This window comes from Burkholderia sp. Ac-20345 (assembly GCF_017104825.1).
Lineage (GTDB): Bacteria > Pseudomonadota > Gammaproteobacteria > Burkholderiales > Burkholderiaceae > Burkholderia > Burkholderia lata_B.
Genome location: NZ_JAAGPO010000117.1, coordinates 16,782 through 31,696, shown reverse-complemented (window position 1 = coordinate 31,696; position 14,915 = coordinate 16,782). Strand labels below are relative to the sequence as shown.

The window sequence follows — 14,915 nt, the reverse complement described above, 5'->3', positions numbered from 1 at the left end:
GCTCGGCCAGGCGCTCGTGTGGCGCCGCGCTTCGCTCGTGCTGCCGTGGGGCAACGACGCGGAGCGCGCGACCAGCGAGCGGCTCGCGAAGGAGTTCGGCGCGGCGGCGATCGTGCCGCCGCGGCTGTCGCTGCCTGCCGTGGTCGGGCTGATCGACGGCGCGGCCGCCACCGTCGGGGTTGATACAGGTCTGGTTCACATCGCGGCCGCGCTGAAGCGTCCGACGGTCGAACTGTACAATTTCGCGACGGCCTGGCGGACCGGCGGCTACTGGTCGCCGAACGTCGTCAATCTCGGCACGGCAGGGCAACCCCCGTCGATCGCGCAGGTGAAGTCGGCGCTCGCGGGCTTCGGTCTCCTGTAACGCTGTCACACGCGCGAACCCACGCGAACCGAACATGAGCGAATCCCAGATCATCGAAGTCCCGTCCGCCGACTGGAGCGGACACAGTCTGTCGGCGCCGCGCGAGCAGCTGCTGGCCGCCGTCGAGGAAGGCAAGGTGCTGTATTTCCCGCACCTGCGCTTCGCGATCGAAGGCGGCGAGGAAGCGCTGCTCGATCCGGCGCTCGCCGATCCGAAACGCAAGAACATCAGCCTCGCGCCGAACGGCGGCGCGCTCGCCGGCGTGCTCGGCGACAGCGTCACGCAGTCGGCCGTGCGCGCGCTGGTCGCGCGCTTCCAGCAGCAGGCCGGCACGCTCGTCGACGGCCTCTTTCCCGAGTATCGCGGCAAGCTGCGCGTCGCACCGACGAGCCTGCGGCTGATGCAGGTCGAGACGCGCCAGACGTCGTGGCGCAAGGACGACAGCCGGCTGCACGTCGATGCGTTCCCGTCGCGGCCCAACTACGGCGAGCGCATCCTGCGCGTGTTCACGAACGTGAACCCGGCCGGCGTGCCGCGCGTGTGGCGCGTCGGCGAACCGTTCGAGGACGTCGCGAAGCGCTTCCTGCCGCACATCAAGCCGCAGTTGCCGGGTGCCGCATGGCTGCTGAACCTGCTGCACGTGACGAAGTCGCCGCGCAGCGCGTACGACCACCTGATGCTGAACCTGCACGACAGCATGAAGGCCGATCTCGACTACCAGAAGACGAGCCCGCAGGAGACGATGCCGTTTCCGCCGGGCTGCGTGTGGATATGTTTCTCGGATCAGACTTCGCACGCTGTGATGTCCGGCCAGTTCATGCTCGAACAGACCTTCTTCCTGCCGGTGGATGCGATGGTTCGCCGCGAATGCGCGCCGCTCGGCATTCTCGAACGCCTGAAGGGCAGGGCGCTGGTTTGAGCGCGCCTCTTCTCCGAAGCAACACGAGGGCTGCTGCATGCTGAGGGTGATCTATCGCGCGCTGTGGTGGCTCGTCGCACCGATCGCCGTCATCCGGCTTTACGTGCGCTCGCGCAAGGAGCGCGGCTATCGCGAACACATCGGCGAACGTTTCGGCCACGTGGCGGGCCGCTCGCGCGACGACCGCGCACCGCTGATCTGGGTGCATGCGGTATCGGTCGGCGAGACGCGCGCGGCGCAGCCGCTGATCGACGCGCTGATGCACGCGCGCCCCGATGCGCGCATCCTGCTCACGCACATGACGCCGAGCGGGCGTGCGACCGGCGAACAGATCTTCGGCGATCGCGTGCTGCGCTGCTACCTGCCGTACGACATGCCCGGCGCGGTGCGGCGCTTCCTGCGCGCGTGGCGGCCGACGCTCGGCCTCGTGATGGAAACCGAGGTGTGGCCGACGCTGATCGACGAGTGCCGCCGCGCGGACGTGCCGCTGGTGCTGACCAATGCGCGCATGTCGGCGCGTTCGTTCCGGCGCGCGGGAAAGTTCGGCGCGGCGACGCACGACGTGTTCGGCGGCTTCTCGCGCGTGCTCGCGCAGAGCCCGGCCGATGCGGAGCGGCTGACGTCGCTCGGCGCGCGCAACGTGGCCGTGCTCGGCAACCTGAAGTTCGACATGACGACGCCGCCGGAACTCGCGGCGCGCGGCCATGCGTGGCGTGACGCGATCGGTGCGCGGCCCGTGTGGGTCGCCGCGAGCACGCGCGAGAACGAGGAGGCGCTGGTGCTCGAGGCATTCGCGGCGATGCGCACGCCCGGTGCGCTGCTGGTGCTCGTGCCGCGCCATCCGCAGCGTTTTGCCGAGGTCGAGGCGCTCGTCGAGCGCAGCGGGCTCAAGTGCGTGCGACGCTCCGTCTGGGCGGCCGACACGGCCGCGCTCGCGGCCGGCCGGCCGGCCGCCGGGGCGCTGCCGGACGACGTGACGGTGCTGCTCGGCGATTCGATGGGCGAGCTTGGCGCGTATTACGCGGCCGCCGACATCGCGTTCATCGGCGGCAGCCTGTTGCCGCTCGGCGGCCAGAACCTGATCGAAGCGTGCGCGGTCGGCGTGCCGGTGCTGATCGGGAAGCACGTGTTCAACTTCACGCAGGCGACCGCCGACGCGGTCGCGGCCGGCGCGGCGCTGCAGGTCGAGGATCCGCTCGATCTCGCGCACGTGCTCGACGCGCTGTTCGCCGACAAGGCGCGCCGTATCGCGATGGGCGCGGCTGGCGCCGCATTCGCGTCGCGCCACCGCGGCGCGACCGCACGCACGGTCGACGTGCTCGCGGCCCTGTTGCCGCCCGCCGAGCGTGGCATGCGCGCGCGGCAGGACGCGCAGGACACTTCGGACGAATAGACAAAGGCGGCGCAATGCCGCCGGGAGCACGCGTGGCGGCACCGTAGGGCGCCGCCGCGCCGCTCAGACCGTCAGCAAACCCTTCTTCTCGATGAACGCGATCACGTCCGCGACGCCTTCGAGCGCCTTCAGGTTCGTCATCACGTAAGGCCGTTCGCCGCGCATCTTCTTCGTGTCGGACGCCATCACGTCGAGGTTCGCACCGACCAGCGGCGCGAGATCCGTCTTGTTGATCACGAGCAGGTCGGACTTCGTGATGCCGGGGCCGCCCTTGCGCGGAATCTTCTCGCCGCCCGCGACGTCGATCACGTAGATCGTCAGGTCCGACAGTTCGGGGCTGAAGGTCGCCGCGAGGTTGTCGCCGCCCGATTCGATGAACACGATGTCGGCATCGGGAAAGCGCGACAGCATCCGGTCGACGGCCTCGAGGTTGATCGACGCGTCCTCGCGGATCGCCGTGTGCGGGCAGCCGCCCGTCTCGACGCCCATGATGCGTTCCTCGGGCAGCGCGCCCGCGACCGTCAGCAGCCGCTGGTCTTCCTTCGTATAGATGTCGTTGGTGATCGCGACGAGGTCGTACTTGTCGCGCATCGCCTTGCACAGCATTTCGAGCAGCGTGGTCTTGCCGGAGCCGACGGGGCCGCCGATGCCGACGCGCAGCGGCGGCAGTTTCTTCGTGCGGCGGGCGGAGGAGGGAGCAGGTGCGTTCATGGCGGGTAGCGTCGGGTTCAGGAGCGGAACAACCGCGAATACTGGGTTTCGTGCCGTGCGGACAGGATGCCGAGCTGCGGCGCGAACGTGTTGACGGCGTCGGGCGGCGTCGCGAGCGCGCGGCGCACGGCCGCGTCGATCGCGCCGCGCAGCGCAACGATGATGCGTTGTCCGGCGAGCTGGCCGAGCGGTACGGCCTTCAGCGCGGCGGATGTCTGGTTCTCGACCCAGCCGAATACGTACGCGGCGAGCACCGCGTCGGCGCTCGCGTCGTGCGCGGCGGCTGCGTACGCGAACGCGGTGGGGAGCGCGATCGGCTTGATCGTTGCGAGCGTCGCGCGGCGCGCGGCATCGCCCCATTCGAGCGACGCGCAGAGCTGCGCGAGCGACCAGCCCATCTGTTCGGTCTCGCGGCGCAGTTCCGCCGATTCGCGGCTCGCGATGAACCACGCATTTTCGGCGACGAGCGCCGGTGCGTCGTGCGCGTGCCAGCGCGCGAGCTGGTGCGCGAGGAACGGCAGTTCGCCGTGCGCGAGCACGTCGGTCAGGCCGCTCGCGATCCAGTCGCGCGCGGTATCCGCGTCGTGGATCAGGTTCGCGTCGAGCGCCGCTTCCAACCCCTGCGAATAGCTGAACGCGCCGATCGGCAGCGCCGGCGACGCGAGATGCAGCAGCGCGACGAGTTCAGTGGTGGTCATGGCCGTGGCCGTGCGCGCAACCGGGACCATGCTGATGGTCGTGGTCGTGGTCGTGGTCGTGGTCGTGGTCGTGGTCGTGGTCGTGCGAATGCGAGTGACCGTGATGCTCGCCGAACACCTGCTGCGCGAGTGCGTAATCCTCGGCGAACGTCGCGTCGTGTCCGTGCTTGTGGCCGCCGCCATACGCGCCGGCTTCCGGCTGGAACGGCGCAAGGGTCTCCTCGACCTGCGTGCCGAGCCGGCGCAGCATGTCGGCGAGCACCGGATCGGCTTCGAGCTTCAGGTAGCCGTCGCCGATCTCGACCGGCGTGTGGCGGTTGCCGAGATGGTACGCGGCGCGCATCAGCGTGAGCGGATCGGTGGCGCGCACGCGCAGCACGGTCTCGGGCGCCGCGGCAACGCGCACGAGTGCGCCGTCGTCGGCGACGAGCACGTCGCCGTCGCGCAGGATCGTGCCGCGCGGCAGCAGGACCGCGACGTCCTCGCCGGTGTCGAGCGTCGCCGCGAGGCGGCTCTTGCAACGGGCGTCATAGGCGAGCGTGAGCGTCGGCGCGCGCGCGACGAGCGACGCGGCGAGTTTCACGTTCGGGGCAATGCGTTTGTCGAGGGTGCGCATGAATCGAAGACCGGCAATCGGATCAGAACAGGAAATAGCGCTGCGCCATCGGCAGCACGGTGGCCGGCTCGCAGGTGAGCAACTGGCCGTCGGCGATCACGTCGTAGGTTTCGGGGTCGACGCTGATCGACGGGCGCCACGCGTTGTGGATCATGTCGGCCTTCGTCACGTTGCGGCAGTTGCGCACGGGCACGATCCGCTTCGCGAGGCCGTAGCGTTCCGCGATGCCCGCATCGGCGGCCATCTGCGACACGAAGGTCAGCGACGTGCGCGCGAGCGCACCGCCGCGGGTGGCGAACATCTCGCGATAGTGGACCGGCTGCGGCGTCGGGATCGACGCGTTCGGGTCGCCCATCTGCGCCATCGCGATCATCCCGCCCTTCAGGATCATCGACGGCTTGATCCCGAAGAACGCAGGCTCCCACAGCACGAGGTCGGCCCACTTGCCGGGCTCGATCGAGCCGACTTCGTGCGCAATGCCGTGCGTGAGCGCCGGGTTGATCGTGTACTTCGCGACGTAGCGCTTCGCGCGGAAGTTGTCGTTGCGCGTGCTGTCTTCCGGCAGCGCGCCGCGCTGCACCTTCATCTTGTGCGCGGTCTGCCAGGTGCGGATGATCACCTCGCCGACGCGGCCCATCGCCTGCGAATCGGATGACAGCATCGACAGCGCGCCGAGATCGTGCAGGATGTCCTCGGCCGCGATCGTCTCGCGGCGGATCCGCGATTCCGCGAACGCGAGATCCTCGGCGATCGACGGATCGAGGTGATGGCACACCATCAGCATGTCGAGATGCTCGTCGAGCGTGTTGATCGTGTACGGGCGCGTCGGGTTGGTCGACGACGGCAGCACGTTCGCCTCGCCGCACACCTTCAGGATGTCGGGCGCATGGCCGCCGCCCGCACCTTCGGTGTGGTACGTGTGGATCGTGCGGCCCTTGAATGCGGCGACCGTCGATTCGACGAAGCCGCCTTCGTTCAGCGTGTCGGTGTGGATCGCGACCTGCGTGTCGGTGTCGTCGGCGACGGAAAGACAGTTGTCGATCGCGGCGGGCGTCGTGCCCCAGTCCTCGTGCAGCTTCAGCCCGATCGCACCGGCCGCGATCTGCTCGACGAGCGGCTGCGGCAGGCTCGCATTGCCCTTGCCGAGAAAGCCGAGGTTGATCGGCCAGCCGTCGGCGGCCTGCAGCATCCGCTCCATGTGCCACGGGCCCGGCGTGCAGGTCGTCGCGTTGGTGCCGGTGGCCGGCCCCGTGCCGCCGCCGAGCATCGTCGTGACGCCCGATGCGAGCGCCTCGTCGATCTGCTGCGGGCTGATGAAGTGGATGTGCGTGTCGATGCCGCCGGCCGTCACGATCAACCCTTCGCCGGCGATCACTTCGGTCGCGGCGCCGATCGCGATCGTCACGCCCGGCTGGATGTCGGGGTTGCCGGCTTTGCCGATCGCGGCGATGCGGCCGTGCTTGATCGCGATGTCGGCCTTCACGATGCCCCAGTGATCGAGGATCACCGCGTTCGTGATGACCGTGTCGGGCACGTCGGCGGCCACGCGCTGCGACTGGCCCATGCCGTCGCGGATCACTTTCCCGCCGCCGAATTTCACTTCCTCGCCGTAGGTCGTGAAGTCGCGTTCGATCTCGATCAGCAGTTCGGTATCGGCGAGCCGGACGCGGTCGCCCGTCGTCGGCCCGAACATTTCCGCGTACGCGCGGCGGCTCAAGCGTAGTGTCATGTTGCTGTTCCTGAAGAGCGGGGCGCGGCTTACAGCGGCCCCATCACCTTGCCCTGAAAACCGTAGACGGCGCGATCGCCCGCGAGGGCGACCAGCTCGACGGTGCGCGTCTGGCCCGGCTCGAAGCGCACTGCGGTGCCGGCCGCGATGTTCAGGCGAAAGCCGCGCGCGGCCGCGCGATCGAACGACAGTGCGTCGTTGACTTCGAAGAAGTGGTAGTGCGAGCCGACCTGCACCGGGCGGTCGCCAGTGTTCGCGACGACGAGCGTCAGCGTCGCGCGGCCCGCGTTCAGTTCGTGTTCGCCGTCGTCGGTGAGGATTTCGCCGGGGATCATGCGGGGCCTCACGGAATCGGGTGATGGACGGTCACGAGCTTCGTGCCGTCGGGGAAGGTCGCCTCGACCTGGATGTCGGGAATCATCTCCGGCACGCCGTCCATCACGTCGTCGCGCGTGAGCAGGGTCGTGCCGTAATGCATCACCTCGGCGACCGTCTTGCCGTCGCGCGCGGCTTCCATCAGCGCGGCGGTGATGAAGGCGACCGCCTCCGGATAGTTGAGCTTCAGGCCGCGTGCGCGACGGCGCTCGGCCAGCAGCGCCGCCGTGAAGATCAGCAGCTTGTCCTTCTCGCGGGGAGTCAGTTTCATGAAGGCAAATGTTCAGGAAAACGTAATTTTTATCGGTGCGTGCGCAATGGCGCGAACGCGCGGTTCATCGTAGCACCGCGCTGTTTTGCGTGCGTCGTGTATCGGTTATGTAAGGAGCAAGGCGCGTGCCATGTGCATGGAACGCAGTGCGATGCGCGCTCGTGGTGCGCGATGCATGGGCAACGTGCAGCGCCCGCCGCGACGCTGCGCCGAAACGGTGCGTGACGCGCCTGCGCTCAGGTTTGCCAGAGGCGCAGCGGCCGCGCGTCGACGCCGTGCACGATCGGCCGCAGCTGCAGCCAGCAGTCGGTGAAGTGGCGCTGCAGCGCTTCCATCGATGTCGACAGTGCGCGAACGAGCACGACGCCCGATGTCACGCAGGTCACACCCGCGCGCAGCGTGGCCTCGAACGGCATCCGTGCGGCAAGCGATTCGGCGAGCGTGGCGTCGCACGCGGCGCCGGCGGCCCACAGCGTGCCGTACGCGGGAAAGCCGGCGAGGCCCTGCAGCGCGCCGCGCAGCGGGTCGTGCGAATCGAGCAGCGCACGTTCGGTCCACAGCGGCCGGCCGTCGGCATCGACGAGCGCGGAGGTCGACGCGATGCGGCCCGCCGACCAGGTTTCGCCGGCCGCCTGCCTGCCGAGCTGCGACGCGTCCCAGCCGATCGCACTGGCGCCCGCGCCGAGCTTGACCGTGAAGTCGAGCGACGCGTGCGCCGCGTCGAAGAACAGGTTGTTCTGCGGCAGCCAGTCGAGTTTCGCGTGCTCGCCGACCGTGATGCCGATGCGCTGCGTCGCGTCCAGCCCGTTCGACTTGTACCACTTGGTCGCGCCGGGTGTCGTCAGTACCGCGTGCGTGCCGTCGCCGAGCGCGATGTCGATGTCGAGCCGGTCGCCGCCCGCGACACCGCCCGGCGGGTGGACGATCACCGCGTGGCAGATCGCATCGCCTTCCGGATACAGCGGACGCTGCACCCGCAGCGGGCCGTCGTGCAGGCGGTGCGCGAGCGTCGTGCGCGCGCCGTGCCGCTCGAAGCCGAGTTCGAGGCGGCCGTGCCACGACTTGGCGACGGCGGGGCGGGACAGCGGGGCGTGGGAATCGGGGGCGGACATCGGCGGCGAACGGGGAGCAGGTGAAACGGGCACGAAGAACGTGGATGCTACCGGAACAATAATGCAGATGCCGCGTTTGCTGGAAGTGCCCGGTTCGTCCGTGCCCGGCCCCGCACTGCGTGTCACACCGCGATCAGCTCGCGCACGCCGTTCGCTTCCATCTCGTGCGCGTCGCCGCCCGCGACGATCTCGCCGCGGCTCATCACCCAGTAGCGGTCGGCGATCGATTGGGCGAAGTCGTAATACTGTTCGACGAGCAGCACGGTCATCCTCGATTCGTCGACGAGCTGGCGCAGCGTGCGGCCGATGTCCTGGATGATCGACGGCTGGATGCCTTCGGTCGGTTCGTCGAGGATCAGCAGCTGCGGCTCGCTCATCAGCGCGCGGCCGATCGCGAGCTGCTGCTGCTGGCCGCCCGACAGGTCGCCGCCGCGGCGCGCGCGCATGTCCTTCAGCACCGGGAACAGGTCGTAGATGCGGTCGGGCACCCTGGACGGTGCTTTCCGGCTCGCTGCACCGACGAGCAGGTTCTCCTCGACGGTCAGGCGCGGAAAGATGTCGCGGCCCTGCGGCACGTATGCGAGCCCGGCCGCGACGCGTGCATACGGCGGCATCGCACTGAGTGCCGTGCCGCGCCACGACACGCTGCCGCTTTTCGCGGCGACGACGCCCATCAGGCAGCGCAGCAACGTGCTTTTGCCGACGCCGTTGCGGCCGAGCAGCACGGTGAGCTTGCCGTCGTCGGCGGCGAGGCTCACGTTGCGCAGGATATGGCTGCCGCCGTAGTACTGGTTCAGTGCATCGATCTTCAGCATCGCATCATCGTCCAAGGTAAGACTCGATCACCGCATTGTCGCGCTTGACCTGGTCGAGCGTGCCCTGCGCGAGCACCGCGCCCTCGGCCATCACCGTCACGCGGCCCGTGTCGCCCGCGAGCGCCGCGACGAATTCCATGTCGTGCTCGACGACCATCATCGAGCAGGTGCCGCGCAGCGTGTTCAGCAGCTCGGCGAGTTCCATCGTCTCGTGGTCGGTCATCCCGGCTGCCGGCTCGTCGAGCAGCAGCAGCGCGGGGCGCTGCATCAGCAGCATGCCGATCTCGAGCCGTTGCTTCTGCCCGTGCGACAGCTCGCCCGCCGCGCGGAACGCCTGGCTTTCGAGGCCGATCAGCGCGAGCGTCTCCTCGATCTTCGCCTGAGCGGGGCGGTCGAGCCGCGCGCGCAGCGACGCGAGCCAGCCCTTGTCGGTCTGCATCGCGAGCTCGAGGTTCTCCCACACCGGATGCTGTTCGAACACGGTCGGTTTCTGGAACTTGCGGCCGATGCCCGCGCGCGCGATCTCGGGCTCGTTCATCCGCGCGAGGTCGAGCGTCTGGCCGAGAAACACCTTGCCCGCGTCGGGACGTGTCTTGCCGGTGATCACGTCCATCATCGTCGTCTTGCCCGCACCGTTCGGGCCGATCACGCAGCGCAGCTCGCCCGCGTCGATCGCGAGCGACAGCTTCTTCAGCGCGCGGAAGCCGTCGAAGCTCACCTCGATATCCTCGAGGTAGAGGATCGTGCCGTGCGACGTGTCGATGCCGGGCGGCACCACGCGCCCCATCGATGCGGTGCCGCTGACGGCCAGCAGTTCGTCCTCGGGCGGCGGCGTGAATTGGTAGAGGGCTGTTCCGTTCATGCGCGTTTCCCCTTCGCGAGCACGGTTTCGACGAGGCCCATGATCCCGCGCGGCAGCAGCAGCGGCACGAGCACGAAGATCAGGCCGAGGAAGAACAGCCAGTATTCGGCGAAGTACGCGGTAAACAGGCTCTTCGCGCCGTTCACCGCGAACGCGCCGACGATCGGCCCGATCAGCGTGCCGCGCCCGCCCACCGCGACCCAGATCGCCATTTCGATCGAATTGCCGGGCGACATCTCGCCGGGGTTGATGATGCCGACCTGCGGCACGTACAGCGCGCCCGCGATGCCGCACAGCACGGCCGACACGGTCCACACGAACAGCTTGTACGCGAGCGGGCTGTAGCCGAGGAACATCAGCCGCGTCTCGCCGTCGCGCACCGCGGTGACGACGCGCCCGAGCTTGCTCGTGACGATCGCGCGCGCGGCGATGAACGCGAGCACCAGCGTCGCGAACGTCAGCAGCAACAGCACCGTGCGCGTGCCGGGCGACGTGATCGCGAAGCCGGCGATGCGCTTGAAATCGGTGAAGCCGTTGTTGCCGCCGAAGCCCGTCTCGTTGCGATAGAACAGCAGCATCGCGGCGAACGTCATGGCCTGCGTGATGATCGACAGGTACACGCCCTTCACGCGCGAGCGGAACGTGAAGAAGCCGAATACCCACGCGAGCACGGCCGGCACGAGCACGACGAGCGCGAGCGCCCACGCGAGATGCTGCGTGCCGCTCCAGTACCACGGCAACTGGTGCCAGTCGAGGAACACCATGAAGTCGGGCAGGTCGCTGCCGTACTTGCCGTCACGGCCGATCTCGCGCATCAGGTACATGCCGATCGCGTAGCCGCCGAGCGCGAAGAACAGCCCGTGGCCGAGGCTCAGGATCCCGCAGTAGCCCCATACGAGATCGAGCGCGAGCGCGGCGATCGCGTAGCACATCAGCTTGCCGGTGAGCGTCATCGCGTACGCGGACAGATGGAACGCGCTCGACTCGGGCGCGACGAGCGCGGCGAGCGGCACGCCGATGCCGATCGCGATGCACAGCGCGATCAGCGCGAGCCACGCACGCCGCGACAGCAACGCGGGGCGGGGCGGCAGGCCGAGCGCGAAGCCGTCTGCCGCGCGGGCGGCGGCGGCCGGCTGCGGCGAATCGGTGACAGGATTGGACAACGAATGGGTGAATGAAGTCACGTCAAGCCTCCGCACTGCGGCCCTTCGGGGCGAACATGCCCTGCGGACGTTTCTGGATGAACAGCACGATCATCACGAGCACCGCGATCTTCGCGAGCACGGCGCCCCAGAACGGCTCGATCGCCTTGCTCGCGAGGCCGAGCCCGAAGCCGCCGAGCACGGTGCCGGCGATCTGCCCGACCCCGCCGAGCACGACCGCCATGAACGAATCGATGATGTAGTTCTGGCCGAGGTCGGGGCCCACGTTGCCGATCTGCGACAGCGCGCAGCCGCCGAGGCCCGCGATGCCCGCGCCGAACGCGAACGCATACGCGTCGACGCGCGCGGTCTTCACGCCGACACACGCGGCCATCCGGCGGTTCTGCGTGACGGCGCGCACGAACAGGCCGAGCCGCGTCTTCGTCAGCACGGCCCACGCGATGAAGACCACCGCGAGCGCGAAGGCGAGAATCGCAAGCCGGTTGTACGGCAGGATCAGGTTCTGCATCACGGTTACGCCGCCGCTCATCCACGACGGGTTCACGACCTGCACGTTCTGCGCACCGAACAGCATCCGCGTTGCCTGGATCAGGATCAGGCTTACGCCGAAGGTCGCGAGCAGCGTCTCGAGCGGGCGGCCGTACAGGTGCCGCAGCACGAGCCGTTCGAGCACGATGCCGATGAGCGCGGCCGTCACGAACGACACCGGCACGGCGACGAGCGGATACCAGTCGAACGCGCCGGGCGCATAGCGCTGGATCAGCGTCTGCACGACATAGGTTGCGTACGCACCGATCATCAGGAATTCGCCATGCGCCATGTTGATCACGCCGATCAGCCCGTACGTGATCGCGAGGCCGAGCGCGGCGAGCAGCAGCACGCTGCCCAGCGACAGGCCGGCGAACAGCGTGCCGGCAATCTCGCCGCGGCGCTGCAGCGAATGCAGTGCGTCGAGACCTTGCTGCGCGGCGTCGCGCACGCGCGCATCGGGCTCCGCATAGCTGCCGTCGGCGTTCTTCGCGACCAGCGGGCGCAACTGCTCAATCATGTCGAGGTCCTGGCGCGCGGCCACCACCTGCACGGCTTCGAGGCGCTTCGCCGGATCGGCATCGTGCAGCGCGGCGATCGCCCACAGTGCGTCGAGTCGGCGCTTCAGTGCGGGATCGGTTTCCTTCGCGCGCGCGCGGTCGATCATCGGCTTGAGCGCCGGGTCGGGCGATTTCAGCAACGCATCGATCGCGTCGCGGCGCGCGGCGACGTCGGGCGACGCGAGCGCGAGCCCCGACAGCGCGCCCGTGATCTTCGTGCGCAGCAGGTTGTTCAGCATCACGGGCTGCGCGTCGCCGGCCGGCGTCGCGGCCTGCGTGAGCGCGTCGTGCGCGGTGTCGCCGGTCTGGATCAGCAGGCGGCCGTCACCGGTCGCGAGCGCGTCGCCGGTCGACAGCGCGTTGAGCACCGCGACTGCGCGCGGATCGGAATCGGCGGCGAGCCGTTCGACCGCGGCCGTCTTCGCGTCGAAGTCGTCGCCGGCGAGCGCGGCGGTATCGGTAGCTGTCAGCGCGAACGCGGCGCGCGGCAGCCCGCCCGCGAGGGCGGCGCACGCGACGATCGCGACGGCGGCTCGGCGAAAGCGTGTAGGCATCGGGAAATCCTGTCGGGCGTGGGGAAGCGGATGCAGGCGGCGATGCGCGCTCGCGTGCCGTTCATCACGGCAAGCGCGGCCACCGCATCGATATCGGCACCGGCGTGCGAGCGGCGCGTCGCGCGTGAAGCGCGACGCGCCGCCCTGCATCAGGCGAGCGCCGCGCGCTGCCGGCGCAGGAAGGCCGGGATCGACGTGACGATGTCCGGTTTGCCCTGGTTGCCCGCGATGAACGGGCTCCACGGCTGCGCGCGCACCGCGGTCTTGGTCTTCCACACGACGTTGAACTGCCCGTCGCCGCGAATCTCGCCGATCATCACCGGCTTGTGCAGGTGATGGTTGCCGTCCATCGCGAGCGTGAAGCCCGACGGCGCGGCAACGGTCTGGCCGATCATCGCGACGCGCACCTTGTCGACGTCGGTGCTCTTCGCCTTCTCGACGGCCTGCTTCCACATGTGGATGCCGACGTAGGTTGCTTCCATCGGGTCGTTGGTCACGCGCTTCGCGCCGCCCGGCAGGTTGTTCGCCTTCACCCACGCGGCGAACTGGTCCTTGAACTTCGTGTTGGTCGGGTTCTTCACCGACATGAAGTAGTTCCACGCGGCGAGGTGCCCGACGAGCGGCTTCGTGTCGATCCCGCGCAGCTCTTCCTCGCCGACCGAGAACGCGACGACCGGCACGTCGGTCGCCTTGATCCCCTGGTTGCCGAGCTCTTTGTAGAACGGCACGTTCGAGTCGCCGTTGATCGTCGAGATCACGGTCGTCTTGCCGCCTTGCGAGAAGTTCTTGATGTTCGCGACGATGGTCTGGTAGTCGCTATGGCCGAACGGCGTGTAGACCTCCTGAATGTCGGCGTCCTTCACGCCCTTCGATTTCAGGAACGCGCGCAGGATCTTGTTGGTCGTGCGCGGGTACACGTAGTCGGTGCCGAGCAGGAAGAAGCGCTTCGCGCCGCCGCCTTCCGCGCTCATCAGGTACTCGACGGCCGGGATCGCCTGCTGGTTCGGTGCGGCGCCCGTATAGAACACGTTGCGCGACATTTCCTCGCCTTCGTACTGCACCGGGTAGTAGAGCAGCCCGTTCAGTTCCTCGAACACCGGCAGCACGGACTTGCGCGACACCGACGTCCAGCAGCCGAACACGCACGCGACCTTGTCCTGCGTGAGCAGCTGGCGCGCCTTCTCGGCGAACAGCGGCCAGTTCGACGCGGGATCGACCACCACGGGCTCGAGCTTGCGGCCCATCACGCCGCCGCTCTTGTTGATGTCGGCGATCGTCATCAGCGCGGTGTCCTTCAGCGACGTCTCCGAGATCGCCATCGTGCCCGACAGCGAATGCAGGATGCCGACCTTGATCGGGCCGGTGCCCGCATCGGCCGCGTGTACGAACGGGCTCTTGCCCGCGAGCGCGAGTGCGCCGGCCATCGAACCGAACTTCAACAGACTGCGACGTTTCATCGGGTTCCCCTTGACGTGTTGGATATGCGTGCGCCTTGAAGGCGTCGGCCAACGGGTAACGCAAGGCATGTGCCAAGTCGTGCGGATGCACGTCCGGCGTGCCTGCGCGGGGCCGTGCGCGGCGTCGGCACGGTGCGCATGACACGTCGTGCAGCATGCGCGGTCCGTCGCGGTGCAGGGTCACGGGCGCAAATGGTGCACGTTCGGGGTTCCCCGTTCCGGTGCCTGCACCTGCACGCGGTGCGGGAACCGTCGTGCACCATGACTTCGCGCGACGCGGGCACGGCGCGGGCACGGCGCGGGCGCAGCGCGGTGCTGCTGTCGGTCATCGAGACGACGCTGAAGTGATTAACGGGAGCAGAAAAGAGAAACGGGCACGCGATGCGTGCCCGTTCGGGGGATCAGTGCGGCCGACGGCAGTGTGCCGATCGGCGAGGCGGCGCGCGATGCGCCGCCGGAAAGGTCAGTAACGCGGTACGGACGGATCGACGTCGCGCGACCACGCGTCGATCCCGCCTTGCAGGTTGTACAGCTTCGTGAAGCCGCGCGATTCGAGGAACATCGCGACCTGCGCGCTGCGCATCCCGTGATGGCACACGCAGACGATTTCCGCTTCGTCGTCGAGCTCTTCGCTGCGCGCGGGAATCTGCTGCATCGGAATCGACACGCTACCGGCGATGTGCGCGGTCGCGATTTCCCACGGTTCGCGCACGTCGAGCACGACCGGGGCGGGGCGCGCCTTGTCGCCAAGCCATTCCGCGAGCATCGCGGCCGTCAGGATCTGCATG

17 protein-coding genes are annotated in these 14,915 nt (G+C 68.6%); 4 read left to right on the top strand and 13 right to left on the bottom strand.

The window, feature by feature from the left end:
• From G3O06_RS31455 to waaA, 3 genes are all read left to right on the top strand, one after another.
• Positions 1-364: glycosyltransferase family 9 protein (locus tag G3O06_RS31455; protein ID WP_241020338.1), on the top strand; the 364-nt coding region annotated here is incomplete at its 5' end.
• Positions 365-398: 34 nt separating this feature from the next.
• On the top strand, positions 399-1,283 hold the full coding sequence (locus tag G3O06_RS31450; protein ID WP_205818529.1) for a Kdo hydroxylase family protein: 885 nt from the start codon (positions 399-401) through the stop codon (positions 1,281-1,283).
• A gap of 37 nt (positions 1,284-1,320) precedes the next feature.
• The gene (gene waaA, locus G3O06_RS31445; RefSeq protein ID WP_205818528.1) at positions 1,321-2,676 is read left to right on the top strand and encodes a lipid IV(A) 3-deoxy-D-manno-octulosonic acid transferase; all 1,356 of its coding nucleotides are present in this window, start codon (positions 1,321-1,323) and stop codon (positions 2,674-2,676) included.
• A gap of 63 nt (positions 2,677-2,739) precedes the next feature.
• Here the strand turns inward: waaA and ureG are convergent, their stop codons facing one another.
• From ureG to urtA, 12 genes are all read right to left on the bottom strand, one after another.
• Entirely contained in the window at positions 2,740-3,387 is a 648-nt protein-coding gene (ureG, locus tag G3O06_RS31440; protein WP_046196649.1) for an urease accessory protein UreG, read from the bottom strand.
• Positions 3,388-3,404: 17 nt separating this feature from the next.
• Complete coding sequence (locus G3O06_RS31435) at positions 3,405-4,085, bottom strand: urease accessory UreF family protein (RefSeq protein ID WP_205818527.1); 681 nt, start codon at positions 4,083-4,085, stop codon at positions 3,405-3,407.
• Positions 4,072-4,701 carry an urease accessory protein UreE gene (gene ureE / locus G3O06_RS31430; protein ID WP_205818526.1) on the bottom strand — a complete coding sequence of 210 codons (630 nt, stop codon included), beginning with the start codon at positions 4,699-4,701 and terminating at the stop codon, positions 4,072-4,074. The genes G3O06_RS31435 and ureE overlap by 14 nt, the downstream gene beginning before the upstream one ends.
• A 22-nt stretch (positions 4,702-4,723) precedes the next feature.
• Entirely contained in the window at positions 4,724-6,430 is a 1,707-nt protein-coding gene (gene ureC, locus G3O06_RS31425; RefSeq protein WP_174999689.1) for an urease subunit alpha, read from the bottom strand.
• A 29-nt stretch (positions 6,431-6,459) separates the two neighbouring features.
• The gene (locus G3O06_RS31420; protein WP_046545089.1) at positions 6,460-6,765 is read right to left on the bottom strand and encodes an urease subunit beta; all 306 of its coding nucleotides are present in this window, start codon (positions 6,763-6,765) and stop codon (positions 6,460-6,462) included.
• A gap of 8 nt (positions 6,766-6,773) precedes the next feature.
• On the bottom strand, positions 6,774-7,076 hold the full coding sequence (ureA, locus tag G3O06_RS31415) for an urease subunit gamma (RefSeq protein WP_006406310.1): 303 nt from the start codon (positions 7,074-7,076) through the stop codon (positions 6,774-6,776).
• Between the two features lie 236 nt (positions 7,077-7,312).
• On the bottom strand, positions 7,313-8,188 hold the full coding sequence (locus G3O06_RS31410) for an urease accessory protein UreD (protein ID WP_205818525.1): 876 nt from the start codon (positions 8,186-8,188) through the stop codon (positions 7,313-7,315).
• Positions 8,189-8,310: 122 nt separating this feature from the next.
• Positions 8,311-9,003, bottom strand: a complete 693-nt coding sequence (gene urtE / locus G3O06_RS31405; protein WP_205818524.1) for an urea ABC transporter ATP-binding subunit UrtE — start codon at positions 9,001-9,003, stop codon at positions 8,311-8,313.
• 4 nt (positions 9,004-9,007) lie between these two features.
• Positions 9,008-9,865 carry an urea ABC transporter ATP-binding protein UrtD gene (urtD, locus tag G3O06_RS31400; protein ID WP_205818523.1) on the bottom strand — a complete coding sequence of 286 codons (858 nt, stop codon included), beginning with the start codon at positions 9,863-9,865 and terminating at the stop codon, positions 9,008-9,010.
• Positions 9,862-11,049, bottom strand: a complete 1,188-nt coding sequence (gene urtC, locus G3O06_RS31395) for an urea ABC transporter permease subunit UrtC (protein ID WP_174912949.1) — start codon at positions 11,047-11,049, stop codon at positions 9,862-9,864. Before urtC ends, urtD begins: the two co-directional genes overlap by 4 nt.
• A gap of 1 nt (position 11,050) precedes the next feature.
• Positions 11,051-12,670 (bottom strand): urea ABC transporter permease subunit UrtB, encoded by a 1,620-nt coding sequence (gene urtB / locus G3O06_RS31390; protein WP_174912946.1) that lies wholly within the window; start codon positions 12,668-12,670, stop codon positions 11,051-11,053.
• A 149-nt stretch (positions 12,671-12,819) separates the two neighbouring features.
• Positions 12,820-14,127, bottom strand: coding sequence for an urea ABC transporter substrate-binding protein (gene urtA, locus G3O06_RS31385; protein WP_046545094.1), 1,308 nt, complete (start codon positions 14,125-14,127; stop codon positions 12,820-12,822).
• A gap of 192 nt (positions 14,128-14,319) precedes the next feature.
• Between urtA and G3O06_RS31380 the strand changes: the two genes are divergently transcribed.
• The gene (locus G3O06_RS31380) at positions 14,320-14,475 is read left to right on the top strand and encodes a hypothetical protein (protein WP_205818522.1); all 156 of its coding nucleotides are present in this window, start codon (positions 14,320-14,322) and stop codon (positions 14,473-14,475) included.
• Positions 14,476-14,590: 115 nt separating this feature from the next.
• Here G3O06_RS31380 and G3O06_RS31375 read toward each other — a convergent pair whose 3' ends face one another.
• A complete protein-coding gene (locus tag G3O06_RS31375; RefSeq protein ID WP_011351193.1) occupies positions 14,591-14,914 on the bottom strand; it encodes a rhodanese-like domain-containing protein in 324 nt (107 codons plus the stop codon).
• Position 14,915: the final 1 nt, after the last annotated feature.

Bases quoted from the DNA above. Each gene is read 5' to 3' on its own strand.
- G3O06_RS31450 (WP_205818529.1), top strand. From the start codon at position 399: ATGAGCGAATCCCAGATCATCGAAGTCCCGTCCGCCGACTGGAGCGGA.
- urtA (WP_046545094.1), bottom strand. From the start codon at position 14,127: ATGAAACGTCGCAGTCTGTTGAAGTTCGGTTCGATGGCCGGCGCACTC.
- urtD (WP_205818523.1), bottom strand. From the start codon at position 9,865: ATGAACGGAACAGCCCTCTACCAATTCACGCCGCCGCCCGAGGACGAA.
- G3O06_RS31410 (WP_205818525.1), bottom strand. From the start codon at position 8,188: ATGTCCGCCCCCGATTCCCACGCCCCGCTGTCCCGCCCCGCCGTCGCC.
- G3O06_RS31435 (WP_205818527.1), bottom strand. From the start codon at position 4,085: ATGACCACCACTGAACTCGTCGCGCTGCTGCATCTCGCGTCGCCGGCG.
- ureE (WP_205818526.1), bottom strand. From the start codon at position 4,701: ATGCGCACCCTCGACAAACGCATTGCCCCGAACGTGAAACTCGCCGCG.
- urtB (WP_174912946.1), bottom strand. From the start codon at position 12,670: ATGCCTACACGCTTTCGCCGAGCCGCCGTCGCGATCGTCGCGTGCGCC.
- G3O06_RS31380 (WP_205818522.1), top strand. From the start codon at position 14,320: ATGGTGCACGTTCGGGGTTCCCCGTTCCGGTGCCTGCACCTGCACGCG.
- ureC (WP_174999689.1), bottom strand. From the start codon at position 6,430: ATGACACTACGCTTGAGCCGCCGCGCGTACGCGGAAATGTTCGGGCCG.
- ureG (WP_046196649.1), bottom strand. From the start codon at position 3,387: ATGAACGCACCTGCTCCCTCCTCCGCCCGCCGCACGAAGAAACTGCCG.
- G3O06_RS31375 (WP_011351193.1), bottom strand. From the start codon at position 14,914: ATGCAGATCCTGACGGCCGCGATGCTCGCGGAATGGCTTGGCGACAAG.
- G3O06_RS31420 (WP_046545089.1), bottom strand. From the start codon at position 6,765: ATGATCCCCGGCGAAATCCTCACCGACGACGGCGAACACGAACTGAAC.
- ureA (WP_006406310.1), bottom strand. From the start codon at position 7,076: ATGAAACTGACTCCCCGCGAGAAGGACAAGCTGCTGATCTTCACGGCG.
- waaA (WP_205818528.1), top strand. From the start codon at position 1,321: ATGCTGAGGGTGATCTATCGCGCGCTGTGGTGGCTCGTCGCACCGATC.
- urtE (WP_205818524.1), bottom strand. From the start codon at position 9,003: ATGCTGAAGATCGATGCACTGAACCAGTACTACGGCGGCAGCCATATC.